The organism is Paenarthrobacter sp. E2MeOHC11 (genome assembly GCF_058744955.1).
Map to the genome: position 1 here is coordinate 1,883,663 of NZ_CP196673.1, position 24,764 is coordinate 1,908,426.

At 63.2% G+C, this 24,764-nt stretch carries 21 protein-coding genes; 7 read left to right on the plus strand and 14 right to left on the minus strand.

Annotation, left to right across the window (positions count from 1 at the left end; genetic code table 11):
• The first annotated feature begins 75 nt into the window (after positions 1-75).
• Complete coding sequence (locus ACSSVG_RS08675; RefSeq protein ID WP_492418434.1) at positions 76-1,164, plus strand: FUSC family protein; 1,089 nt, start codon at positions 76-78, stop codon at positions 1,162-1,164.
• Between the two features lie 25 nt (positions 1,165-1,189).
• On the opposite strand, the gene ACSSVG_RS08680 is transcribed toward ACSSVG_RS08675, so the two are convergent.
• The gene (locus tag ACSSVG_RS08680; protein ID WP_492418436.1) at positions 1,190-2,959 is read right to left on the minus strand and encodes a sigma-70 family RNA polymerase sigma factor; all 1,770 of its coding nucleotides are present in this window, start codon (positions 2,957-2,959) and stop codon (positions 1,190-1,192) included.
• A gap of 149 nt (positions 2,960-3,108) precedes the next feature.
• Positions 3,109-3,894: an SDR family NAD(P)-dependent oxidoreductase gene (locus ACSSVG_RS08685; protein ID WP_492418438.1), complete on the minus strand. Its 786-nt coding sequence runs from the start codon at positions 3,892-3,894 to the stop codon at positions 3,109-3,111.
• Positions 3,895-4,029: 135 nt separating this feature from the next.
• On the opposite strand from ACSSVG_RS08685, the gene ACSSVG_RS08690 reads away from it, so the two are divergent.
• Positions 4,030-5,352 carry a BNR-4 repeat-containing protein gene (locus tag ACSSVG_RS08690; RefSeq protein ID WP_492418440.1) on the plus strand — a complete coding sequence of 441 codons (1,323 nt, stop codon included), beginning with the start codon at positions 4,030-4,032 and terminating at the stop codon, positions 5,350-5,352.
• Here ACSSVG_RS08690 and ACSSVG_RS08695 read toward each other — a convergent pair.
• From ACSSVG_RS08695 to ACSSVG_RS08710, 4 genes are read right to left on the minus strand one after another with little or no spacing between them, the layout of a single operon-like run.
• Positions 5,339-7,180, minus strand: coding sequence for an IucA/IucC family protein (locus tag ACSSVG_RS08695; RefSeq protein WP_492418442.1), 1,842 nt, complete (start codon positions 7,178-7,180; stop codon positions 5,339-5,341). The genes ACSSVG_RS08690 and ACSSVG_RS08695 overlap by 14 nt on opposite strands.
• Positions 7,177-7,767, minus strand: a complete 591-nt coding sequence (locus ACSSVG_RS08700; protein ID WP_253465730.1) for a GNAT family N-acetyltransferase — start codon at positions 7,765-7,767, stop codon at positions 7,177-7,179. Before ACSSVG_RS08700 ends, ACSSVG_RS08695 begins: the two co-directional genes overlap by 4 nt.
• On the minus strand, positions 7,764-9,107 hold the full coding sequence (locus tag ACSSVG_RS08705) for a lysine N(6)-hydroxylase/L-ornithine N(5)-oxygenase family protein (protein ID WP_492418444.1): 1,344 nt from the start codon (positions 9,105-9,107) through the stop codon (positions 7,764-7,766). The genes ACSSVG_RS08700 and ACSSVG_RS08705 overlap by 4 nt, the downstream gene beginning before the upstream one ends.
• Positions 9,104-10,666: a pyridoxal phosphate-dependent decarboxylase family protein gene (locus ACSSVG_RS08710; protein ID WP_492418446.1), complete on the minus strand. Its 1,563-nt coding sequence runs from the start codon at positions 10,664-10,666 to the stop codon at positions 9,104-9,106. Before ACSSVG_RS08710 ends, ACSSVG_RS08705 begins: the two co-directional genes overlap by 4 nt.
• 289 nt (positions 10,667-10,955) lie before the next feature.
• Between ACSSVG_RS08710 and ACSSVG_RS08715 the strand changes: the two genes are divergently transcribed.
• Positions 10,956-11,321, plus strand: a complete 366-nt coding sequence (locus tag ACSSVG_RS08715) for a hypothetical protein (protein WP_253465724.1) — start codon at positions 10,956-10,958, stop codon at positions 11,319-11,321.
• A 35-nt stretch (positions 11,322-11,356) separates the two neighbouring features.
• Here the strand turns inward: ACSSVG_RS08715 and ACSSVG_RS08720 are convergent, their stop codons facing one another.
• Positions 11,357-11,557 (minus strand): hypothetical protein, encoded by a 201-nt coding sequence (locus ACSSVG_RS08720; protein WP_492418448.1) that lies wholly within the window; start codon positions 11,555-11,557, stop codon positions 11,357-11,359.
• A gap of 49 nt (positions 11,558-11,606) precedes the next feature.
• On the opposite strand from ACSSVG_RS08720, the gene ACSSVG_RS08725 reads away from it, so the two are divergent.
• Positions 11,607-11,789 (plus strand): hypothetical protein, encoded by a 183-nt coding sequence (locus ACSSVG_RS08725; protein WP_492418450.1) that lies wholly within the window; start codon positions 11,607-11,609, stop codon positions 11,787-11,789.
• Between the two features lie 101 nt (positions 11,790-11,890).
• On the opposite strand, the gene ACSSVG_RS08730 is transcribed toward ACSSVG_RS08725, so the two are convergent.
• Complete coding sequence (locus ACSSVG_RS08730; protein WP_492419170.1) at positions 11,891-15,670, minus strand: DUF7507 domain-containing protein; 3,780 nt, start codon at positions 15,668-15,670, stop codon at positions 11,891-11,893.
• Between the two features lie 326 nt (positions 15,671-15,996).
• Positions 15,997-17,619, minus strand: a complete 1,623-nt coding sequence (locus tag ACSSVG_RS08735; RefSeq protein WP_253465718.1) for a sigma-70 family RNA polymerase sigma factor — start codon at positions 17,617-17,619, stop codon at positions 15,997-15,999.
• A gap of 146 nt (positions 17,620-17,765) precedes the next feature.
• Between ACSSVG_RS08735 and ACSSVG_RS08740 the strand changes: the two genes are divergently transcribed.
• On the plus strand, positions 17,766-18,347 hold the full coding sequence (locus tag ACSSVG_RS08740; RefSeq protein ID WP_231340821.1) for a hypothetical protein: 582 nt from the start codon (positions 17,766-17,768) through the stop codon (positions 18,345-18,347).
• A 3-nt stretch (positions 18,348-18,350) separates the two neighbouring features.
• Here the strand turns inward: ACSSVG_RS08740 and ACSSVG_RS08745 are convergent, their stop codons facing one another.
• The 4 genes from ACSSVG_RS08745 to ACSSVG_RS08760 all read right to left on the minus strand — a co-directional run bounded on the left by ACSSVG_RS08745 (position 18,351) and on the right by ACSSVG_RS08760 (position 22,728).
• Positions 18,351-18,707 (minus strand): GNAT family N-acetyltransferase, encoded by a 357-nt coding sequence (locus tag ACSSVG_RS08745; RefSeq protein WP_231340820.1) that lies wholly within the window; start codon positions 18,705-18,707, stop codon positions 18,351-18,353.
• The gene (locus ACSSVG_RS08750; protein ID WP_492418453.1) at positions 18,704-20,062 is read right to left on the minus strand and encodes an acyltransferase family protein; all 1,359 of its coding nucleotides are present in this window, start codon (positions 20,060-20,062) and stop codon (positions 18,704-18,706) included. The genes ACSSVG_RS08745 and ACSSVG_RS08750 overlap by 4 nt, the downstream gene beginning before the upstream one ends.
• Positions 20,063-20,143: 81 nt before the next feature.
• Positions 20,144-21,301 (minus strand): M20 family metallopeptidase, encoded by a 1,158-nt coding sequence (locus ACSSVG_RS08755; protein ID WP_492418455.1) that lies wholly within the window; start codon positions 21,299-21,301, stop codon positions 20,144-20,146.
• A gap of 8 nt (positions 21,302-21,309) precedes the next feature.
• The gene (locus ACSSVG_RS08760) at positions 21,310-22,728 is read right to left on the minus strand and encodes an MFS transporter (RefSeq protein WP_492418456.1); all 1,419 of its coding nucleotides are present in this window, start codon (positions 22,726-22,728) and stop codon (positions 21,310-21,312) included.
• Between the two features lie 140 nt (positions 22,729-22,868).
• Here ACSSVG_RS08760 and ACSSVG_RS08765 point away from each other — a divergent pair, with 140 nt between their 5' ends.
• Entirely contained in the window at positions 22,869-23,873 is a 1,005-nt protein-coding gene (locus ACSSVG_RS08765) for an Lrp/AsnC family transcriptional regulator (RefSeq protein ID WP_492418458.1), read from the plus strand.
• Between the two features lie 63 nt (positions 23,874-23,936).
• Entirely contained in the window at positions 23,937-24,356 is a 420-nt protein-coding gene (locus ACSSVG_RS08770; RefSeq protein ID WP_492418460.1) for a VOC family protein, read from the plus strand.
• Here the strand turns inward: ACSSVG_RS08770 and ACSSVG_RS08775 are convergent.
• Positions 24,353-24,745: a DUF1304 domain-containing protein gene (locus tag ACSSVG_RS08775; protein ID WP_231340814.1), complete on the minus strand. Its 393-nt coding sequence runs from the start codon at positions 24,743-24,745 to the stop codon at positions 24,353-24,355. The two genes, ACSSVG_RS08770 and ACSSVG_RS08775, sit on opposite strands and share 4 nt — an antisense overlap.
• Between the last annotated feature and the right edge of the window lie 19 nt (positions 24,746-24,764).

The following is a 24,764-nucleotide window of genomic DNA, read 5'->3' on the forward strand; positions in this document are numbered from 1 at the left end:
ACCGGGCTAATGGCGGGGTGCTGGTCATCCTGATAATTTTCAAGGGAGTCCCTCGATGATTGGTGGTGTTTCCCCGTGCCCGCAATCATCGCCCATGCCCGCGAACTACACCGGCTGGGCCCTGCCAACAACGATCGCCTCTCGGCTGTACGTGTTGCCCTCAGTGTCGCGGTGCCGGGACTGTTCCTTATCCTCATCGGCCGCCCGGACCTCATGATGTACGCCGTGTTTGGTGCTCTGACCGGGATGTACGGGCGCAACGAGGCACATCAGCTCAGGCTCAAGCACCAGTCCCAAGCGGCCCTGTTCCTGGTGGGTGGGCTTTCCATCGGCGTGTTCCTGTCCGTCAACCACATCCACTCCTGGTGGTTGGTCCTCGTGGCCACCGTGTTCGCCGGCGCCGGTTCCCTCTATGCGGACGCCGTGCGCCTCAGGCCCATAGGACCGTTCTTCGGCATCCTCGCATTGGGCGCCTGCGCGTCCGTGCCCACCAATGTTCCCTGGACGACGGCGGTACTCATCGGGGCTGCATCCGCCGGCTTTTCCTTGCTGGTTGGCTTCGCCGGCTGGTTCCGGCACCGCGCGTGGGAGGCTGGCGCTGCCCGCGATGTTCCCGTCCTCCGCGGCCCGCTGCGTCAGGCAGCGCTGGTCCATGCTGCGCGCTATTCCCTCGCGGTAAGTGCCGCCGGGGCCATCGGTGTCCTGAGCGGCAGTGGCCACCCGCACTGGGCCATGGCTGCCGCAGCCGTTCCACTCGCCGGCGCCGACCTCCCCAGCCGAGTCCACCGGGGCATCCACCGCATTGTGGGGACGTTCCTCGGGTTGGCGGTGGTCGCCGTCGTACTTTTCCCCGGTCCGCTATCGCCGCTTCAGTACTTCCCTGGTCAGACCGCAGTGGTCCTCGCCGTGCTGGTGGTGGTGTGCCAGTTCCCCACCGAGCTGTTCATGGCGCGGCATTACGGATGGGCCATGGTGTTCTTCACTCCCGTGATCCTGCTCATCGCCCAGCTTGCGGCACCCATGGATCCAGGCGTGCTGGTGATGGAGCGTGCCATCGAGACGTTCGTGGGAGCGGTGGTGGGCATCGCGGTGGCCGTGTTGGTTCGGGCACCGCGGAGGAGCGTTCCGCAGGGACCGCAGATTAACCCGGTCCCCCGCACCTGAAGCCAGTCACCTCCGAACGTGTCGCTTAGAAGGTGTTGGAGAATGTTGCCGTCTCAATGCCTGTGCCGCTGAACTCGTAGTACATCGTGGTGGTCCCCGCGTCGTCCACTTTGGAGACGCCGAGCAGGAACTCCAGGGCCTCCGGGTCCACAGCGGTGCTGGTGCAGCGGAATTGCCTGGTGGCCGCGTCATCTGACGAGCAGTTCCAGCCTGGCGGTTCGATCAATTTTCCTGGAATCATGTCCGCGCCGGCAGAAATCGTGAACACCACCTCGGCGGCGGCCGGCACAGTCCCTCCCTGCAGGTGGAAGGTGATGGAGACATTGGTATCCGAGGCCGTGGTACCCGGTTCTGCCGTGAACGTCGCCGTCACTGCGGGCTCCGGTGTTGGTGCGTCGGTGGCGGTAGGGGTGGGCGTGGCCGTGGGGGTTTGCGGCGGAGGGGGGACTGGCGTTGCGGAAGGACTCGGCGTTGACGTTGGGCCTGGAGCAAGGGTTGGGCCCGGAGTCGGCACCAGGGCCGGGAAGGTCGGTGGCCCTGTGGGTGCGAACGTCGGAAATAGTGGTTGCGTCGGGGACGGCGCGGGCTTTGGGAACCCGATGGGTGCTGTTTTCGTGGGCATGGGAAAGGGAAACAAGGCTGGCTTCTCGATCCCTCCGTTTGACGGCTCATCGCGGCCCGGTAGTTCGGACTCCTCGTCTTCCCCGGCTCCAGGGCCGGGCGGATCTGTGCCATGGGAAACTTGCCCACCAGAGGTAGGGTACGCCTCCGCCACAGGCGGGCCCACCGCGGCTGGTCCTCCACCTCCAAACGCCACGGCCGCGCCCACCGTCACTGCCGCGACGGCCAGCACACCTGCGCCCACTTTCAAGAAGAAGGCCATCTCCTTGTGCGGCACGCCGTGCACCAAGCCGGCGCCTGCCCCGGCGCCGGTGCCCGCCCCTGCGAGAGCTGGAAAGACGGAGGTAAACGCTGCACCTGCGACCAACGGGAAGACCACAGCCCGCATGGCTGACTGGACGTCATTGAGATCCAGGAGCAAGGCAGTGCACTTGGGGCAGTTCTCAAGATGTGCCTGAACCCTGTCCTGGCTCTTCCGGTTCAGCCCGTCCCGGGAGTACGCGCCCAACTGGGTTGAGTATTCCTCGCAGTCTTCCCCTGCCGAGGACCTGATGTGGTTCTGAAGGTAGGCCTGGCGCAGGCGTTCCCGTGCGCGGAGGGCAAGGGAGGAGACTCCATTGGGAGTCAGGCCAAGCAGCGGCGAAACTGCAGCGGGCTTCAGCCCCTCGATGTCCACGTACCAAAGGACTTCCTGCCAACGGGCAGGAAGAGAGCGGAACGCCTGGGCCACCGCTGTTGATTCGAACGCAGCCAGGGCTGGATCATCATGGGCAATTGCCGAATCCAACACGTAAGACTCAGATGTTGGGCGCGTACGGGTCGCCGCCCTGTTCATGAGGTGGGCCGTTCGCCGGACCGCGGTCAGAAGGTACGCGCGGAAAAAGGTATCAGGTCCCTTCCCCGCGGCCAGGGCCTGGTAAACAGAGGCGAAAGCGTCAGCCACAACATCGTCCACGTCAGCGAAGTTGTCCAGTTGCGCTGCGGCCACCGTTTGGGCAATGGAATGGTGCCGCCCATAGAGCGTCTCGAACGCAGCTTTGTCCCCCGAACGGACCTGCAGGACCAGTTCCATGTCGCTGTCCGCCATGGCGACGGCACCGCCGTCGTGCGTTCCGCGCCGCCCCTTGCCCCCCATTGGAGCCGATTCGCCCATGCCGCTACCCGCTTCGGACACGGCATCATACGCGGGCAAACAAGACCTTCGTGAGGCCTGCATGCGGGACCACGCTGCTGTAGCCCCAGTGCGGCAGCCGCGCCCGGTGCCACATTCCAGCCCCAGCCTAAGGCCCGGAACCGATCAAGTGAACACCATCGGACCGGGTTTTACGTCGATGGCTCCAGTGGCCGACGAGGTGGGCCGGACGTGAGCTTGGCTGGCAGGATGCGGGCGAAGAAGCTGACCACCTTGTACCTGCGCGTCGGTATGGAAACGCCTCTGCCTTCGGCGTTGTCCTCCAGCCCTTCGCGCACCACTCGTTCGGCTGTGAGCCACAGGAATCGGGGAGCCACGGACTTATCCATGCCCATGCGATCGTGGAACTCGGTGTGGGTGAAACCCGGGCAAACCGCGGTGACCTGCACTCCGGATTTCGCGTAGGTGATGTTGGCCCACCGGCTGAACGTCACTTGCCAGGCCTTGGCAGCAGAGTAGGTGCCCCTGTTGGCGAACGCTGCCACGCTGGCGACGTTGATGATCCGGCCCTTCCCCCGTGCCAGCATCACTTCGAGCGCAGCGTGGCACAGCTCCATGGGTGTCTGGACGTGCAGCCGAAGGTGTCGCCGTTCCTCATCCAGGCCGTTCCTTTCGAATGACTTCAACAACCCGATGCCGGCGTTGTTGACCAGCACGTCCACCGGACGGCCAGCGTCCCGCAACCGGTCCGCCACTGCCGAAACCCCGACGTCGGTGGTCAGGTCCGCGGACAGGACCTCCGCCGAGATACTGAAGTCGCGTTCAAGCTCTTCTGCCGTTTCCTTCAGGCGTTCTTCGTCGCGGGCTACCAGGACCAGGTGGTGGCCGGCTTCGGCGAGTTGGCGGGCGAATTCCGCACCGAGCCCGGCGGTGGCCCCAGTGACCAAGGCGGTGAGTTCATTGGCTCGTGTCGTCATGCGCCAAGACTAGTCCCCTCCCCGGCCCGCGCCGGGATGGCACCTCATGACGATACGGCCGAGGAGGATTGCCACTAACAGGAACGTCGGTGCGTAAGATGGTTTTGAAACGATGCAAAGCCGCAAAGGATTTCCATGGTCAACGACGCCCCATCCCTGCAGGAGCCACTGGTCCTCAACAACAACGGCGCCTGGTGCTGGTTCCAGGATGAGCGGGCACTCATCGACCCCGCCAACAACTCGCTGCTGGTCGGGTCGGTTGCCGCACCGGAGGGCCCGGGAGGGCTTGAACGCGGGGGCAACATCGAAGTCGCTGTCCTGGATCTTGCTACCGGCGAGTGCAGCATCCACGTCCTCCACGAACGCCTGGAGGCCGATGACCACAATGCGCCGGCTCTCCTGATCCGGCCGGATGGCCGTTACGTGGCAATGTACGCCAAGCACAAGACGGACAACTACTCACTGTGGCGGGTTTCCACCCGCCCGCACGACGCTTCCGCATGGGAACCGGAGCAGCAGTTCGATTGGACTGAGCTGGCGGACGGCCGCGGTGCCACCTACTCCAATCTGCACCGGCTCGACGCCGAAGAACGGGTCTATAACTTTGTCCGCGCCATCAACGACGACCCCACACTGCTGGTCTCCGACGATGACGGCAGCACCTGGAGCTACGGCGGCAAGCTCTTCACCCGCCCGAAGATCGGCTATGTCAACGGCTACACCCGGTACGTGTCCAACGGCGTTGACCGCATCGACCTCATCACCACGGACCACCACCCGCGCGACTTCAACAACAGCATCTACCACGGCTACATCCAAGGCGATGGGCTCCACGACGCCGGGGGGACCGTGGTTGGCAAGCCCGTCATCGGTTCGGCCGGCGTCAACCAGATGGCCCTCACCACCGTTTTTGAGGCCGGGATGACGCTCGACGGCGACACCCTCACCCATGGCTGGACTACTGACCTTCGCCGGCAGGGCAAGGAACTTGCCGCGATCGTCACCTGCCGGGCCAACGACGTGAACGGTCCGCTGCAGCGGGAGCAAATGCTCGACGTCGACGATCACCGCCTGCTGTACGCCCGCTTTGATGGGGTGCGCTGGGAACTTCATCCGCTCGCCGTCGCCGGTGCGGGCCTGCTGCCGCACGAGCAGGACTACACAGGGCTGGGCGCCGTGGACCCCAACAACCTGGACCGGGTGTACATCTCCACGCCGGTAGATCCACGGACGGCTGTTGCTACCGCGCACTACGAGATCTACCGCGGTGTAACTTCCGACGCCGGAGTGAGCTGGACGTGGGAAGCCGTGACCGAAGACTCCTCCGTGGACAACCTCCGCCCGATGGTGGTGCCCGGCGACCCTTCGGTGCACGCAGTGTGCTGGTTCAGGGGATCAATGAAGTCCTCGCAGGCCTATGAGACCGAGGTGGTACTGCGCCTGACTAGGCGAACTTAGCCAACGGGTTCGCCAGCCGGCCTGCCATCTGGAGTCCTCCGGAGGGATCCGAGATGTCCAGCATCTGCTGGTTGTTCCGCAACTGCAGGCGGTTGAGGCATGACAGTTCGAAGTCGGCCGCGAAGAGATCGTGCATGGCGAACTGGTCTGCAAGCTCCGGGTGGCGCTGCTGGTATTCGCGGAGCACGGCAGCTGCGGTTCCCCAGAACTCGTCCTCGCGCAACGTCCCGTCCTCCACAAGGATGGCCCCGAGGAAGCGGAAGATGCAGTCGAACACGTCCGTGAAGATCGCCAGGACCATTTCCTCGGCAGGGATCTCGGCCTTCACGCGGGAGACCTCCTCCGGCAGTTCCAGCCTGTCCCCCATGACCACGATTTCCTCGGCGATGTCCTTCATGATTGCGCGGACCGGCACACCGTCCTCGAGGATCAGGATCACGTTTTCGCCGTGGGGCATGAACGCGAGCTCGTACTCGTAGAGGCAGTGGACCAGTGGCACCAGGTAGGCCTCGAAGTAGCGGCGAAGCCACTCTGTGGGTGCCAGGCCTGAACGTTCAATCAGGGACGTGACCACGGAGTTCCCGGCCCCATCAACGTGCAGCAGCGATGCCATGGTGGCCAACTGCTGGCCGTCCTTGAGCAGCGGAAGGGGACTTTCCCTCCACAGCGCCGAGAGCATCTTCCGGTAGGGAGAGCCCTTGGCGGAGGCGGCCTCGTAGTAGTGGTTGTGGTAACCGATGGCTGCTGATTCGCGGATCATGGCCAGGCCCCGGTTCTGGAGCTCCCGGTCTTGTCCGATCAGTTCCTGCAGCCAGTCGTTGATGGCCGGCGTCGCTTTCATGTACTGCGGGGACAAGCCACGCATGAAGCCCATGTTCAACACGGACATGGCCGTCTTGACGTAGGCCTTCTCCGGGTAGTCGGTGTTGAAGAACGTGCGGATGGACTGCTGCGCCTGGTAGGCGTCCTCCCCGGCTCCGAGGTGGACAATGTGGCGCTGGGCGATTTCTGCCGCGAACGTCACGGTGAGTTTGTTGTCCCACTGCCAGGGGTGGACTGGCATGAGCAGGTAGTCCTCGGGGTCCAGTCCGGATGCGGAGAGTTCAGCGTTGAACCAATCAAGCGTGGCTGGTCCGAGTTCGGCTTCAAAATGGGTCCGGTAATCCAGTCCTGCGCTGGACGTGAACACCGCCTTGCTGCGGTGCACCGCGATCCACTGCAGCTTCACCGTGGCACCCGTTTCCGGCGCGAAGGCGTGGTAGTCGGCAATCCCGAAGCCCAGCCGGCCATTGTTGGCCACGAAGCAAGGGTGCCCCTCGGTCATGCTGTGTTCGATGGCCTGGAAGTCGGCAGCGCGGTCAGCCCCGCCAGTGATGCCCGCAGCCAACTGGGCTGAGCTGAACGGTTTGCCCTGCTTGTACGCGTGGCTGGCCAGCGTACTGCTGATTTCCTCCAGATAGACAGGCAGCATTTCCTGGCGGATGGCCAGTGCCTCATGGAACTCGGCGATGAAGTCCAAAGCGTCCACCGGCAATTCCTCGCCGTCACGCAGCTTCACGATGGATTCCGCGGAGACGGACCAGTGCTCCAACTGCAGGAGGCGCGCCCGGAAGCGGTACTCAACGGTGTCGTCGTCGCTCACCACCTTGTAAAGGCCGACGCCGGCGCCCTCCTCCCGGATCAGCTCCGGGACCAGGATGCGTTCGTGCGAGAACTCGGCGATGGCCTTGCGGACCAGGTGCCTGTTGGCAATGGCCCAGCGTTCAGGGGTCAGGTGGGACACGGAATCAATGGCGGTGGTAGTCGCGTTGTCGGCAGTGGTGGTCACAGGGATTCTCCTCTGGTCGCCGCGACAGGCGCGGCCAGAATCGGGGTCAGGGTTGCGAGGAAATCCTCGCGCGTGCAGAAGCTCAGCAGGCCCTGCTTGTGGTCTTCGGCGGGATCGACGGCGGGAAGGGTCACCACGCCATGCGGACGGAAGCCCACTTTTTCGTTCAGGACATGGATCTTGTGGTTCCGGGCGTCAGGCTCGACGACGACCCGCAGGGTTTCCGCGTCAGCGAACAGTTCGGCCATCACGGCCTGCATGACGGACGTAGTGAACCCAGGCTGCGGTTCGCCGGATGGCGGGGATACCAGGAGGTGCATACCCACATCACCGGGCTGGACCTCGTAGACGTCCGCCAACGGCGATAACTCGGGACGGTACCGCTCCATCAGGAAGGCGGGAACGCCGTCGTCGAGCCCCAGGAACGCTTGGTGATGGCCCGAATCCGAGATCTTCGTGTACTCCTCCACAACATCCTGCTCACTGGCGGAAACCATGCCCCAGAACCGCGCGTACTCCTGGCTGACCCAGCTGTGGAGGACAGGTGCGTCCGTCACTGGATCGACGGGCCGGAAGGTGAAGCTCATACGGTTGCCCCCACTGCATCCGGAAGCGCTGCGGCCACGGGAGCGGGAGCGCCGAACTGTTGGAAGGCGATGCTGCGCTCGATCGGGTAGACCTCGCGGCCCGTGATTTCGCGCAGGATGCAGGAGTTGCGATAGGCCGCCATACCGAGGTCCGGGGTGACGAAGCCGTGCGTGTGCAGCTCCGCGTTCTGGACGAAGATTTCGCCGGGTTCGACGCCGGTCCCATAGTTGCGCTCGACGTCGAAACGGCCCTTGGAATCACGGCGGATCCGGTCCTGGATGCCGGCCAGGAAGGCGGGCTCCTTGTAGGTATAGCCGGTAGCGAGGACGACGGCCTCGGACTCCAGGCTGTAGTCGCGGCCGTGTTCCTCGTGGTGCAACTGGAGGGCGTGGGTACCAGTGGTGGGGTCCCACTCTGCGGCGGTGAGGGACGAGTGCGTGTGCAACTGCGTATCCACCATGCCGGAGAGGCTCTTGGTATAGAGGAGATCGTAAATGTCGTCGATCAGGTCCGAGTTGATGCCCTTGTACAGGTTCTTCTGGCTCTTGATCAGGGAATCCCGCTGCCCGCCCGGGAGCGAGTGGAAGTAGTCCACGTATTCCGGGGAAGTCATCTCAAGGGTGAGCTTGGTGTATTCCAGCGGGAAGAAGCGGCCGGAACGGGTCACCCAGTTGAGCTGGTAGCCGTAGACGTCGATTTCCTGAAGCAGTTCGTAATACAGCTCCGCGGCGCTCTGGCCGCTGCCCACGATGGTGATGCTGCGCTTGGACTGCAGCTCACTCTTCCTCGACAGGTAGTCGGCGTTGTGGAGGACAAGTCCGCCGGCTTCGACTATCCCCGCGCAGGAGTCCGGAACATACGGGGACGTGCCAGTGCCAAGGACCAGTTTGCGGGCGCGAAGCACCTCAGCGCCGTCCGGGCCCTGCACCGAAAGGCGGTATACGCCGTCGTCGTACGCCACATCCAGCACATCCGTGCTAAAACGAACGGATTCAAGCTGGCCGGCCACCCACTGGCAGTACTGGTTGTACTCGGCGCGCAACGGGTAGAAGTTCTCCCGGATATAGAAGCGGTACAGGCGGCCTGTCTGCTTCAGGAAGTTCAGGAACGAGAACGGCGACGTCGGGTCGGCAAGCGTCACGAGGTCCGCCATGAACGGGACCTGCAGGTGCGCGGGCTCCAGCATCATGCCAGGGTGCCAGTCGAAGGACTCACGGCGGTCCAGGAACACGCAGTCCAGGTTCTCCACCGGTTCGCTCAGCGCGGCCAGGCCCAGGTTGAAAGGCCCGACGCCGATTCCGGCGACGTCGTAGATCCTGCCGTTGTCTTGGGTGCTCACGCTGCAGCCTCCGTGGTGTCCGCAAGCAGGCTGTGGCCCGTCCGGCGGATAAGTTCGATGATTTCCTGGATGTCCCTCAGGCTCGCCTCGGCGTTGAGGAGGGTGAATTTGAGGTAGTGGCGGCCAGCCACCTTGGTGCCGGCAACCACGGCCTCACCGGAGGCGAAGATGGCTGCGCGGATGGCCGGGTTGAGGACGTCTGCAGCATCGTCGTTAAGGGTCGCGCCATCAACCAGCGGGCGGTAGCGGAACACCAGGGTGCTCAACTGGGGCTCGGCGGCGAGCTCGAATTCGGCGTCGTCAGCCAGCAGCGTCCCCACCCGGGCAGCGAGGTCGATCGCTTCATCGAACAGGGCGCCGATCGCGTCGGCACCCATAATGCGCAGCGTGAGCCACAGCTTCAGGGCGTCAAAGCGGCGGGTGGTCTGGATGCTCTTGTCCACCTGGTTGGGGATCTCGGCCTTCGCGGCGCTCTCCGGGTTGAGATAGTCCGCGTAATAGGTGACGTGGCCCATCATGGAGCCGTTGCGGACCAGGACTGCGCTGGAGCTGACCGGCTGGAAGAAGGTCTTGTGGAAGTCGACGGTAACGGAGTCCGCAAGGTGGATCCCGTTCAGGAGGTGGCGATGGCGGCCGGAAACGATGAGTCCTCCACCGTAGGCGCCGTCCACGTGCAGCCAGGAATCGTAAGCACGAACCAAGGCGGCCATTTCGGACAGCGGGTCAACCGAACCGAAGTCCGTTGTCCCGGCAGTGGCCACTACCGCCATCGGCACCAGTCCGGCGTCGTGCGCTTCGGCCAAAGCAGCCGCAAGTGCGGTGGGGTCCATGCGGTGGTCTTCGGTCGTGGGCACTGCAATAACGGCGTCGAAGCCCAGGCCCAGCATGGACGCGGACTTCTGAATGCTGAAGTGGCTGTCCACGGAGGTGAAGATCCGGAGCCGGTCCAGCAGGTGCGGCAGGCGCGCGTCCCCCTTCGCGGCCCGCAGCTTGGCAACGGCATGGTTGCGGGCAATCAGCAATGCCTGGAAGTTGGACTGGCTGCCACCCGAAGTGAACACGCCGTCGGCATCGGCGTCGAAACCGATGCGCTCTGCGGTCCAATCGATGAGTCGGCGCTCGATCATGGTGGCTCCGGCGCTCTGGTCCCAGGTGTCCAAGGAGGAGTTCACGGCCGAGAGCACCGCTTCGCCAACCAACGCGGGAATGACCACCGGGCAGTTAAGGTGCGCGGCGTAGCGGGAATCGTGGAAGTAGATGGCGTCCTTGAGGTAGAGCTCGTCCAGCTCCTCGAGGGCGGCGGCTGTGTCCGGCAAGGGACGCTCAAGATCGACGGCACCCACCTTGGCCTTCAGTTCAGCATGCCCGACGCCGGTGAACGGCTGGGTGGTCCGCTGGACTTTGGTAGAGACAGCATTGACTCCTTGAAGAACCTGCGCGACGTAGCTGGGCGAATTTCGTGCGTTGAACAGCTGGTTGGTGGCAGCGAGGGCCAGTTCCACCTTGGAGCCAAAATCCTGCTCCTGAGCGATCCGCTCTTCGACACTAGGTGACGTCACGTCAGCTTCCTTCCATTGCGTTGGGGCGCTTATTAGCAAAGGCAAGCCTTACTTAGGCAAGCCTTTCCGTCAAACTTTTGTGACCTATTTCGCTTAGAAGGCGGTTTCTCGCGCTTGTACCGCCCGGTAGCGCGTCATTGACTTTTCTTCGGGCCCTCTTGGGTGCAAAATATGGCACTCTTTTCGGCCACGGAGTGTCGCCCTCGGGCCATGTGCTGGGCCCCGCCTCCCAGGGGGCATGGAGTAGTAGAGTGCAAGGACTATCCACTGCCAACGGTTGGGGGACCACATGAAGGACCACGTTCACGAGCGCATCGGCTTCCGCGAAATCGACGAACATGGCAACGCCGTGCAGGCCGTCAGTCCCCATGTGCCGGAGACCGCAGGCCCGGAACGCAAGCGCTTCCCGGTCAACCCGTTCATCATTGCGTTGTGGGTTCTGGACGCCGGCCTTGCGTGGTTCGGAATGTGGGCACTTACTGCGGCGATGAGCGCGGTTGCGGGTCCTATACCAGTCCAGTCCGCCGAGTCGGCCCAACTGAACTTCATGATCTTCTCCAACGCACCATATGCGCTCTTGGGCTCCATCCTGATCACCGCTGCTCTCCTCTTGTGGCACGCGGTTCAGTGGCAAAAAAAGTGGCCGACCAGGTAGTAGATACCCGATCGGCCGCGCCTTCCTGGTTCCAGTTACAGGACCGTGGCCCCCAGAACGCACTTAAGCGCCGTGGCAGGCCTGGTCACCTCTGCGTTCGCGACCCAGTCAAGGGCCTCGCCTGCTGCGGCGTCCTCGAAGGTCTGCTCACCCCGGGCCAGGACGGCCGAGGTTGTCGGATCCACCCAGCTGACAGTGATCTTGACCGTGCCTTTGGTTCCCTCAGGAGGAGTCACGGTCCCCTTTGCCGTCACCTTTCCAGGCGCTGTATCGCAGGAGGTCATCTTGGTGGCCCCAATGATGCCCGTGCCGGGGTTGGCCGGTCTTGCCTCGCCTGTCGTAGCGGCCTGGGTTGTCGTTGACGACGGCGGCGTCCCCGCCTCGCTGCTTGAGGACGACGAGCAACCTGCAAGTGCAGTTGCAGAAACAAGCACCCCCGCAATACACGCGACTGTCTTCTTCATGTGATGACTACCTGGTTCTTTCCAGTTTTGTGGGTTCACGTTTTTGAGTTCAAGGAAAATACGCGGCAACCGGGGTTGGGGCCCCGGGCGCCGCGCACTCTTGTCCTACGCCTCGGAACGCTGACGACGTCCAACGAGGAACAGGAACAGTCCCGAGCCAACAACCAGGAGGCTGATCGGCAGCACGGTGAGGACAACTCCCGTGTTGGCCAGTGGGCCTCCAGAGTGGTTCGGAACCACCGGCGGGAACGTCACAACAACACTTGCAGGTGGAGTGGTGACAGGGGGTCCCGTCGGAGGCGTACCCGTCACGGTCGCCGAATTGGCGACCCTGCCGGCGTTGATGTCCGCCTGGGTGATTGCGTACGTAGCCGTGGCAGTGACCATCTGGCCGGGCAGCAAGGTCCCGGCAGCACCGGGCCACACGTAAGCCAAGTCCGACAGGCCGGGCATCAAATCGTTGACAGCAACGTCCGTTATGGGCACGTTCCCAGTGTTCTTTGCCTTGAACTTATAGGTGATGATGTCACCCACTTGGGTGGGGTCTCCCACTGCTGAAGCATCCGCTGTCTTGGTGAACTCCACGCCGGAATCCGGCGTGAGCGGGGTGTCCGTTTCGCCCGGAGGAGGCCCTACCGGCGGACCGGCGGGCGGAGTGCCCGTGGTCGTGGCGCTGTTGGCGACATGGCCGGCGTCGATATCAGCCTGTGTGATCTCGTATGTTGCCGTAGCCGTCACGGTTTCACCGGGCATCAGGGTCCCTGCAACACCAGGCCAAGTGTAGGTCAACGCCGAGAGACCAGCCAGCGGATCGGTAATGGACACGTTGGCGAGCTTCACGTTGCCGGTATTCCTGGCCGTGAAATCGTAGGTGATCACGTCACCCACCTTCGACGGCCTGTCGATTGCCGGTGCCACAGCGGTCTTGCTGAACTCCATCGCAGGAGCCGTGATCAGCGCGGTGTCCGTTTCGCCCGGAGGAGGCGTGACGGCGGGACCCGTCGGCGGGGTGCCAGTGGTCGTGGCGCTGTTGGCGACATGACCGGCGTCGATATCAGCCTGTGTGATGGCGTACGTTGCCGTAGCCGTCACGGTTTCACCGGGCAACAGGGTCCCTGCAACACCAGGCCAGGTATAGGTCAACGCAGACAGGCCAGCCAGCGGATCGGTGATGGCAACATCCTTCAACGTGACGTTTCCGGTGTTCTTCGTGGAGAAGGCGTACGTGATCACGTCGCCAGACGTTGAAGGGTCCTGGACTGCCGAAGCGTCTGCAGACTTGCTGAACTCCATCGCCGGCTTCGGGGTCAACGGGGTATACGTCGTTCCGGGCGGCGGGGTGACTGGCGGACCGGTGGGTGGAGTGCCAGTGGTCGTGGCGCTGTTGGCGACATGGCCGGCGTCAATATCAGCCTGCGTGATCGCGTACGTTGCGGTGGCAGTCACTGCCTGGCCGGGGAGGAGCTCGCCCGGGGTGCCCGGCCATGCGTAAGTGAGCGGTGAGAGACCCACCAGCGGATCATCGATGGCCACGTTGGTCAACGCAACGTTCCCGGTATTCGCGGACGTGAACGTGTAGGTCATCAGATCGCCCGCAACAGAGGGATTCTGAATCGCTGAAGCCTCAGCAGTCTTGCTGAATTCCATGGCCGGACCAGGAGTCAACGGAGTATCGGTTCCTGCGGGCGGCGGGGTGACTGGCGGACCGGTGGGTGGAGTACCAGTGGTCGTGGCGCTGTTCGCGACGTGGCCGGCCTCAATGTCAGCCTGTGTGATCGCGTATGTTGCCGTGGCCGTGACGGCCTGGCCGGGGAGCAGTTCGCCGGGAGTTCCCGGCCACGTATAAACCAGCGCCGAGAGACCGGCCAGCGGATCATCGATGACCACACCCGTCAGTTTCACGTTCCCGGTGTTCGCGGACGTGAACGTGTAGGTCATCCGGTCACCCACAACCGACGGATTCCGGATGCCGGAAGCGTCGGCTGACTTGCTGAACTCCATGGCCGGACCAGGTGTCAACGGAGTATCGGTTGCTGCGGGCGGCGGGGTGACTGGGGGACCTGTCGGAGGATTACCCGTGGTGGTTGCCAGGTTGGCTATATGACCCGCGCCAATGTCCGCCTGGGTGATCGCGTAGGTCGCCATGGCGGTGACGGTCTCCCCGGGCAGCAATGTACCCGGCGTGCCCGGCCAGGTGTAAGTCAGTGCGGACAGGCCATCCAGCGGGTCATTAATGGTGACGCCGGTCAGCGGCACATTTCCGGTGTTCCTGGACGTAAAGGTGTACGTGATCCGGTCACCCACAACCGACGGATTCCGGATGCCGGACGAGTCGGCGGACTTGCTGAACTCCATCTCCGGTGCCGGGACGGCGGTGTTGGTGAGCACGCAGCTGATATCGGCGCCGGCAACGGGCACCAGATCCAGCGAACCATCAAAAGCATCACCGTTGGGCAGTTCGGCCTGCAGCCCGTTGGCGTCGAGGCACGTGATGGCACTGTCATAGCTGGCCAGGTTGGCGCCACCCGACTCGGTCAGGAAGTAGGTGGCGTTTGCGTTGGCCACGTATTCGCCGGTCATGCCCGTACCGGCAGTAACGGTGGAACCCGTACCCGTGGTGGTCGCGTTGGCGGTGTTGCTGACAATCGGTCCTGTGGCTGAACCCGTACGGATTTCAACGGTGAATTGATCCGAATCCAGCAGTCTCGGGGCGTCCAGTGCCTTGGTCAGTTGGAGGCGAGGTGCACGAACGATGAGAGTGGCGTTTGCCGGAGGATTGAGGTTGGTCGCGATGTTGGCGGGACCGTTGACATACGTTCCTTCCTCGGCGGCCGTGACATCTACGGTGATGGTGCATGAGGTCATCCCCAACGCCATGTCACCGCCGGCGACAGAAATGGTGTTGCTTCCAGCCACCGCCGTCCGCACCAAGGGATTGGTTCCCGAGGCTTGCACACAGGTGCCCCCGATGTTGGGAGTACCGGCGACAACCACTCCTGCCGGGAGGGTGTCCGTGATAAACCAGTCGTTCTTGGCCTTCAGGTCATCCGTATTGGTCACCGTCAGGGTAACGGTGGAGGTCCCGCCAGGTGCGATGAGGGAGGGCAGGAAGGACTTGTCCACTTGGGGGGTGACGTCCACGATCTGCGGGAGGTCGAAGGCGACGTCGTTACCGGATCCGGTGGTGGCCTCATTCCTTAGCTCAAGGCCGAGGGAGGGGGTTGTGCCTGCGGGAATCTGGTAGGCAGCCGATTGGAGCTTGGTGACCTGCACTTTTGCCAGATTGCTGCCGCCACAGGGGTCAAGCCCTGTACTGAGCACTTGCCGTGTGCCGTTGATGAGAAGGCTGAAGGTCTCACTGGCGTGTGCCGCGTGGCAATTGACTTGGGCGAAGTAGCCGGATACGGCGTAGTAGTGGCCCGCGATCGCGGGAATAGTGTTGGCTTTGGTCCGGAACTGGACACCCGGCGCAATGATTCCCGAGGCACTGTTGGTGTACTCGGAGAGCGACTGGTTGCTGGCGGCCTGCGCTGCCGTTTGCCCTTGCGCCAAGCCAAGGGCAGTCGACATTTGCTGGATTTGGCCCCAGCCGTCGGGCTGGTTCCTGAGGCAGCCGGTATCGGAGGTTGGCAGCGGGGTCAGGGAGTTCAGTATCCAGCCGTCGCATTGTCCGCCAGCGGGAGTGTAGGGCGTATCAGCCGTGTACATCTCGTTGGCTGCGGCGGGGCCGCCCGCGTAGTTGAGAATGCTGACGGCACCAGCGGTGGCATTCTGGTTCGAGAAGTCTTCCGTGTAGACGGGGGTGCCTGGCTGGGCTACGCCAGGGGTGCCGGGCGTGGTGGCCAAGACTGGCGGCGCTACGGCGCCACCCATCCACAGCGACATGATCGCTGCGGCGGCAACTGCCGCCAACAGCTTCTGTGAACGTGCGTGTTTCACGGGTTTTCTCGCTTCTAGTGGTCACGCAAGAGGCCGGTCCACAGCATGAACCGGCATCGAGCTAGGCTTCTCGCCAGTACTCCAGTGGAAGAAGTCGCGTGTTCGTGACGCGAAAATCTGAGAAATTTCAAAAAATATTCAAGAAATTCTGGCCAGGCGACTCCCGGGCAGGTTCTGCCGGGCCTGGAATGCCAACCGCGGGCTCGTGAAAGTGCCGGTCATAGCCCGCTGGCGTAGCGAAAACCGGGTCACCTGCACCACGCGGAAGGCGCCTAGTGGAAGGTGTTGGTGAAGTTCTTGGTGACGATGCCCTGCCCGGTGAACCGGTAGTTCAACGTTCCACTCCCGGCGGAAGCAGGCATGGCAATTCCCAGCGTGAACGCGAGGCCGTTGTTGGCCAGGGAATCAGTGGCGCAACGAACCTGGCGGACGCTCGAAGAATCGTTGGCGCATGTCCATCCAGCTGGGGCAACGGTCTGTCCCGCCACAAAGGTCGCTTGGTCCGGAAGGGTGAACAGCACGTCACCGCTTGTCGGTACGCCCTCACCTTGAAGCGAAAACTGCACCTGCAGTTCCCGTTCCGTTGGAATCGAGCCCTGGGAGGCCGAGAACGCGGCGTCAACCGTTTGGGTTGTGGGCGCCGTGGGCGTCGAGGCCGTGGCTCCGGGCGTCGACACTACGGTCCCGGAGTCGACTACGACGGCACTTCGCGGCGACGGCGCCACCGGAGGAACCACGACGGCGGGAAGCTGCGGTGCCGCTTCCACGGGAGGGCTCGACGCCTGCTGGGGTGCCGGCTCTGGCGCTTGCGACGCAGTGGGACTGGGCGTCGCCGTGGGAACCGATTCCTTCACCGGCGGGACGTCGGACGTCGCTTCGGAAGTGACAGTGGACTGCGAAGCCGGGTCTGGCTGAAGAATCCATGCCAGAGCTGCAGCCAACGCGACCACACCCAGCACAATGGCAGCGGTCAACTTCCATACTTTGCTGACGCTGCCGAACGCGTGCGTGGCGACGTTGCCCGGCGCAGCGCTTCCTGCGCCCGTGGCCGTGCCTGCAGCCGTTCCTCCGAAGCCAATGGCTGCAGCAACAGCCGGGGTGAAAGTGATCCCCGTGAGCAACGGGAACAGGATGGCGCGCATGCCGCTTTGGACGTCATTGAGTTCAAGCAACAAAGCCGTGCATTTGGCGCAGCCTTCCAGGTGACTGCCGACCCTTTCCTTCGACGTCCGTTTCAGCGCATTGCGGGCGTACTTCCCCAATTGGCTGGCATATTCGTCACAGGCTTCGTCAACCGTATTGCTGATGTGCTGTTGCAGGTAAGCCTGGCGCAGGCCCTCCCGGGCCCTTAGCGCCAATGCCGAAACACCGTTGGGGGTAAGCCCCACGAAGGGGGCAGCCGCTGCGGGCTTCAGGCCTTCGATGTCCAAGTGCCAAAGAACGGCCTGCCAACGCTCAGGCAATGATTTGAAAGCCTTGGCCATGATGCTCGACTCGAGGTCGCTGAGGACGGGATCGTCATCCAGGACAGCCACATCGAGAAGCGTCTCATCATCCGCCACCGGCATGCGGCGGGCCTTGCGGTTCCGATCGTGGGCGGTACGCCGCACAACTGTCAGGAGGTAGGACCGGAAGAACTCCTTGGGCCCCTTGCCTTCTGTCAGCAGTTGGAAGATGGAGGCAAAAGCCTCGGCGACGACGTCATCGGCATCGCTGGGGTTGTCCGATTGGGCACGGGCCACGTAGTGGGCGACCTTCACATGCCGCTCATAAAGCACATCGAAGGCGTTCGTGACGCCCTGGCGCACCAATGAAATGATCTGGGGATCGCTGTCGGAGGCCATCGCCAAAGTTGGTGACGCCCCATCAGCGCCTACCGCAAATACTTGATCCATAAACAATAGTGTGACATCAGAAACTGTTTGACTTGAATCGAGCGTTCCCTGCCTGTAGAGAACTCCTGCTTTCGCATCACGATTCCGCCTCGCGCCCCACGTATATGACGTGACCTTCCAATCCCCCTGGTGCGAATCGAGGAACCATGGACATCCAGCGCCCCCGCCCCTTCCTGAAACTGATGCGTGCCATCCATAAGGACGCCGCGCAGCAACAGAACACCATCGTTCGCGTAGTGCCGCCCCTCCGCTCGGCCGTCCTCGCCAGGAAGATCAATGCGGGACATGTTGCCCTGGTCTATGGAGCTGACAGGCCCGTGGCCATTCCGGGCGATACCGTCATCTTCACAGCGTGGATCACCAACGACTCCCCAAGCCACCTGCGGGACGTGACGCTTGTACCCCGTTCCTTCACCAACGAGGGCATGGAGATGCTGTCCTACACGGCAGAACCCGTCGAGCGTGACTTACGGATCCGCCGCCTGGCTCCCGGCCAATCCGTGATGCGGAGCTTTTCCTACCTGGTTACGGACGCCGACCACGTCCATGGCGGCAGCCTGGTCAGCGCAATGCAGGTCCGCGCGACATGCCGCGGCCAGGTAGTTTCCGATGAGCACGACGCAATCGTCTCCCTCAGCGGTACGCGGAGGGACTGGCCGTTCCCGTCCGACAGGGCCGAACAACCGCGAAGGCGCAGTAAGGACCCCGGGCAGCCGGTGCCCGCCTAGGCCCTACTCGTTGTCCGGTTCGCCCACCGGCTTCTCGGCGGGCCAGTCGACATCCTGCTCGTAGCCTTCGTGCTTTTTCAGGTACGCAGCGATGTACGGGCAATGCGGAATGATGCGCTTGCCGGACGCCACCACATCGTCCAAAGCAAAATGGGCCAGCACCTTAGCCAGGCCTTGGCCATTGAACTGGGGCTTCGTTTCGGTATGGATGAAATCGATGTGACCGGGCCGGTCCAGGAACTGGGAAATCACGGCCAGTTCGCCGTCTACGTGCAGCTCATAGCGGTGGAATTTGTCATTGCGCACCGTAGTGACGCCAGGGCGAAAAGACTCTGCCAGTGAATCCGTGTACTCGGTCATGGTTCGAGATTGGCACTTAAACCTGGCTCTGGCAACGTGGGCGACTGACCCTCCTGACGCTTCAGGAGGTTAACGTCGGGCGATGGCGGCAATACGGGCGTCGGAACCCTGCCAAGCAAAAGGACTGAAAGGGCAAAGCATGCCGCTCCCCCACCCAGCAGCGCCAGCGTCAAACCGTTGAACGCTGCGTCCGCCACCGGAATGAAGACCACGACGGCGGCCGTCACCACAGCGATACGCGAGGGACCACGGGCGTGGCTGGCCGCCGTCGGACGGTTCTCCAGGCGGCCAAAAAGCCACACCACCGGAACGAGCAGGCTGACGACGGCGAGGAAGACGGGGATTCGGGCCCACCACCACTCCGCGGTCCCGGCCAAGGGTTTGGGGACGTTGGTGAGCAACAGCAGCCCTGACATACCTACCAGCAGCGGCAGATGCCACAGGTAGACGGTCATGGATCGGCGCCCGGCGACAGCAATCATCGACTGGATCCAGCGAACTCCTGCGAGCCAACCAATGACGTTTTTCAGCAGCTGGAGTGATGCGGCCTGCGAGATGCCCAGCAAGAGCAGGCACAGGTTGGGCGGGTTGATATTGACCACCATGTTCCCTGGATAGACAGCCACGCCGGTCACGAGGCCCAGGAGCAAGTTGCTGGAAACAACGGCACCTACCAGCCAGGTGCGGCTGCGCTGTTCGAAGAAGCCGTCGGCCATGAGGAATCCCAGCTGCTGGACCGCGCACCACACGAAGACCAGATTGCTGAACGCGAGCACGGGAAGAGTGCCGCGTAGGGAATCGACGGTGACGATGAGGACCACCAAGGCCGCGAAGGTCAGGATCGGTGCGCGTTGGTGAAACCGTGCCATGAGGGGAACGCTGAGCTGCGCGGTGAGATACGCCGCCAGGAACCACAGGGGCATGGCCGCGCCGGCGGTCATGAGCTGGATGACTTGGGGATCGACACCAAGCAGCAGCGCCACCCACAGCCCTCCCCACATGAAAGCGAGCAGTGCCATGGCAGGACGGACCAGGCGCAGGAGCCGAAGCTGGGTGAAGTCGAACCCGGTACCGCCGCGGGCCTTCAACCGCCGCCACGACTGCAGCCCCGTCACACCGCCAAGGACGAAGAACAATGGAACGATCATGAGCGCCCAGGCAACGGGAACAAACCAGCCTTGATCCATGAGGACGTTCTCCGTGGTGACCGTCCCGTCCTTGTGTAGAACAGAACTGACCATCATGCAGTGGCATGCCACCACCACCAGCAGGCAGGTGAAACGGACAAGATCGATCGCCGGATCCCTTCGCGCAGCCGCTACTGCGCTGACCGCAGGATACGTGTCCCTCTCCATGGCTCTCCCTACGAGGCACGCACCCGCGTGCTGAGTCCATTGTCCGCCCGGTCATGGGCCGGGGCCAGCAAGCGGACCGGACTAGTTGTCCCGCCCACCCCGGAGCAGCCGCCTCCTCTGTTCCGGGTCCCGGGCCGCCGCGGTTGCCGCTGCCGCCAACCCGAACGACCCTTCCAAGACTGCCGCGTCCGCCCCTGCCGACGCACCGAATGCGGCGAACTCCGCTGTGTGGTGCACGGCGCCACGTACGTCATAGCCGACAACCGGGTGGATGGATGGCACCACTTGCGAAACATTGCCCATGTCCGTGGAAGCCACAGGATCGGCGTTGAAGGCAACATCCCTTCCCTTGGCCTGCATCGCTTCCCGGTAGGCCTGGGACAGGAACGGATCCTGTCGCAACTCGGCATAATCGTTGCCCTTCGGGGTCACCTGCACTGTGCAACCGCTCGCGAGGGCGCCGGCTTCCAAGCATCGCCGGACCTTGTCCTGGATCAGACGCAGCTGGCCGATTCCGGGAGCCCGCATTTCCACGCTCGCCCGTGCCCGCTCAGGGATGACGTTGACCGCGCTGCCACCCTCGGTGACGATAAGGGACACGACCGATCCAGCCGGGAGTTGTTGCCTCGCCAAAGCGATGGCCAGCTGCGCGACCACCAGCGCGTCCAAGGCGTTGACACCCTCAGAAGGTGCCGCTGCAGCGTGTGCCGGGCGCCCTTCGAAAAGCGCTTCCCACATGGACATCGCCAACGAGGAGCCACCCACTACATCCGCAGCGCCGGCGTGGACCATCATGGCGAGCGATACGTCGTCGAAGAAGCCCTCCTCGATCAGGTCCACTTTGCCTCCGGTGGTTTCTTCCGCCGGCGTCCCCAACACCTTGACGGTGATGTCCAGCTCCCGGGCCACAGCGGCCAATGCCAAAGCTGCCCCCACCGCGCCGGCCGCGTTGACGTTGTGGCCGCAGGCATGCCCGATGTCCGGCAAGGCGTCGTATTCAACACAGAGCGCCACCACCAGTTCGCCGCTGCCGTATCTCGCGCTGAAGGCCGTTGGCTGGGCAGGCTGCTCTTCATCGAAAGTGAATCCGGCTTTTCGGAGCAACTCTTGTACGCGTTTGACGGCGCGGTACTCCTCCCCGCCAAGCTCCGGATCAGCGTGGATGGCGTGGCTGAGGTCCAGAATTTCCGTCCTCCAGCGCTGCACTGTGCTGTCCAGAGTTGCGTGAAGGCTGTCCATCCCGGCGTTCATGCGGTCACCCCGGCAGGCTGTAGCTTCGGGTAGCGGGCGCTGGCCGCTGCAGCGATCAGGGCGGCGAAGGCCAAGGTTCCCCAGATAGACAACAACCCGGCTTCGGTGATGCGCCCGGACTCGACGGACGCTGATGACAACAGTTTGACGACTGCCGCTCCCACTGCGATGCCTACCGACAACGCCAGCTCGTTGAGCCCCGCGGCCGTGGAGGTCTCCTCCAAGGGAACGCCTTCCACCGACAGGGAGCGGGTTCCCGCCTGGTACATCCCCAGGCTCAGGTTGAACATCGCGAAGCCGAAGCAGTAGCCGGCAAAGGAACCATGGGCGAACATCATGACCAGGAATCCGCCTGCGAGCATGACCCCGGCAAGAACGAGCGTGGCCCGCTCACCGAAACGCCGCAAAGCACGTGCCGTCAACAATGAGGACACCAGCGAAAGAACAGAAGCCAAAGCCAGGACGATCGCAATCATCAGGGGGCTGAGGCCAAACCCGTAGCCGGTCTTGTCCGGGTTGGAATGCAGGAAGATCCCGTTGGTGCCGAAGTAGCTGATGGAGGCAAAGCCGAAGAAGAACGTTGCCAGGGAAATGACCCGGATCCGGGGATTGGCGAGCATACGCAGGTCCATGAACCGGCTGCCGGCACCACCGCTGTAGTCGCGCCTGGCCCAAGAGGCCAGCAGTGCCAGTCCCAGCAAGCCGGCCCCCAGCGTGCGGACGTCCAGCCATCCCCATTCAGGAGCCATGGAGAGCGCTACAACAAAGGCTATGAGACCGAGCGAACACGCCAACAGCGGGGCCAGGGCGATGCCCTCACGAGTCGGGATCCCCGCGTCGGGCAGTAAGAAGGAACAAACCAAGGCGATCACCGCGAATGGCACAGCGACCCAGAACCCCAGGGTGGGATCCGTGACGCCAACAATCCCGGCGAGCAAGCCACCAGCACCCACCATGATCATGAGCATGCCGATCATGACGCTGACACCCGTGCGGGTGTCGGCGGGGCTCGTAACGCGGAGGATTCCCATCATCAGGGGGATGAAGCCCACCACGCAGGTGAGCATGACGACGCCCAGGGTCACTGTCCACAGCGATGGCCACAACGCCATGAGCAGCACGCCGACAGTCACCACACCGGTGGACCAACGGAGCACAAGGCGGTAACCGTAGCTGTCGCCGAGCCTGGAAATGATGGGGGTCAGGACAGCGAAGCTGACGTTGGAGATGAGGAAAATGCCGTTGATGGTGGGGTCGTCAATCTCAAAGACCGGTCCCAGCGCGGGCAGGATGGGGTTCAAGTACCCCTGGGTGACGCCACTGAGCGACTCGATGAGCGCCATTGCCAGGATCATGCCCGCTATGGCCCTGCGGGTGGTGGCCGCTGCCGCAGGAGGTGCTGTGTTGCTTGCCATGTGTTTCCTTGGTGTTGTGCCGGTTGGTTCAGCCGGATTCGCTGGTGGTGATGCGAGTCACAACGTTAGGGCGGTCGATTACACTGACCTCCAGATTGTTTGAAAACAACACGAGGCAGCGAATATTGAACGAATCATCCATGATCACCGAGTTGGACCTGGAAATCCTCAATGCACTCCAGATCAATCCGCGTGCGGAATGGAGCCGGGTGGCGGATGCGCTGGGGCTGTCCGGCCCAACCGTTGCGCGGCGCTGGCAAGCCCTGGCCGGGGACCGGCTGGCATGGATCACACCGTCTCCCGGGCAGCGCTACCTCAACGCAGGTTGGTCCGCTTTCATCCAACTCTCGTCATTGCCCGGCGAAACCGAGGCACTGATCCAACGGCTGTGCGCGGAGCCGGCCTTCGGCACGGTTTCGATGGTCAGCGGCTCGCACGATGTGTTCATTGATTGCTTCGCGTCGAGCCACGACGAACTGATGGACATTGTCACCGACTCCTTTCCGAAGCTTCCGGGGGTTACGCACCGCGAGGTCGTTTTCGTCACCAAGCTGTACCGGCAGGCCTCTGAATGGCGCAGTGGAACGCTGGAACCCGCTCGCGCTCGACAGGTCTCGTCGCAGTCCAAGGCCGCGCCCGCAGGCTACTCATTCGATCGATTGGACGCCGCGCTGCTGGAGGAACTCGCCAAGGACGGCCGCGCCAGTTGGGCCGACCTGGGCGTCGCCTGTGGCGTTTCACCGCAAACAGCACGACGCCGGGTGGAGCGGTTTCTGGCGTCCGGCTACGTCACGCTGAGGTGCGATGCCTCTACTGCAGCGAACAGGGGCCTGCGGGAGGTCACGCTCATGCTCAACATCCCGGCGCAATTCGTTGACGAAGTGGGCCGCTATTTCGCGGCACAAAGCAACTGTCGTCTTTGTGCCCAAGTGCTGGGCACGCAAAATCTGGTGGTCACCTTGTGGGTGCGCGACTACTTGGAGGCCCAGGCGTTCGAACGGGAACTGGCAGAGCGCGCACCGGGCAGCACAGTGATCTCCCGGCAGGCGGTAGTCCGAACCTACAAGCGCTTGGGCCACCTGCTTGATGGAAGCGGACGCAGTTTGTCCGTGGTGCCCCTTCCGCTGTGGAGGGAAGCACCTTAGCGGAATCCACAACTGGTGTTTGGGGTCTGGACGGGGCGCAAAAACACCGGCAGGATCAGACGCATGACTACGTCCATTTTCGTCAACCTGCCCGTCAGCGAGCTCGAGGCCTCCAAGGCCTTTTACACAGCACTTGGTTACTCCATCAACCCGAACTTCACCGACGAGACAGCCGCCTGCGTGGTCTTCAGCGACACCATTTACGCCATGCTCCTGACCCACGACAAATTCAGCCAGTTCACCAAACAGCCCATCGCAGATACTAAGAACTCGACGGCGGCAATCGTCGCCATTTCAGCCGACAGCCGCGAATCCGTGGACGCTCTGGCCAGCAAGGCCCTTGAGGCCGGCGGATCCGAAACGTACGACGCCCAGGATCTTGGCTTCATGTACAGCCGGGCATTCCGCGACCTGGACGGCCACCACTGGGAAGTCCTCTGGATGGACGAAGCCGCAGCGCAGGCCGGTCCCCCGGAGCACTAGCCCAGCGTTATCGCCAGCACCCCGAGCACGACCGCGAGCAGCGGAGTGGTGCCTTGCAGCGTCGCTGCCCGGAGATACTTTTTGCCGCTCGCTGCGAGCACCAAGGCTGCCAGGAGCATGGAACCGCAGCTGCTGAAGACAAGGGTCCAGCCGACCTGGGGTGACCCAGCCCAGACGGCGATGATGCCAATCAGTGCACCAATGGCGAGGAACAGGTTATAGAAACCCTGGTTGTACGCGAGCGGCTTGGTAGTTTCCGCGTCGGCCTGGGAAGTGATGCTGAACGTTTTCCAGGTCTTGGGCTTGGTCCATGTGATGGACTCCATGGTGAAGATATACACGTGCAGCAATGCCGCAAAGAGGGCAAAAATCAGGGAGGCCAGGATCATGGTTTGATCCTAGCCTCCC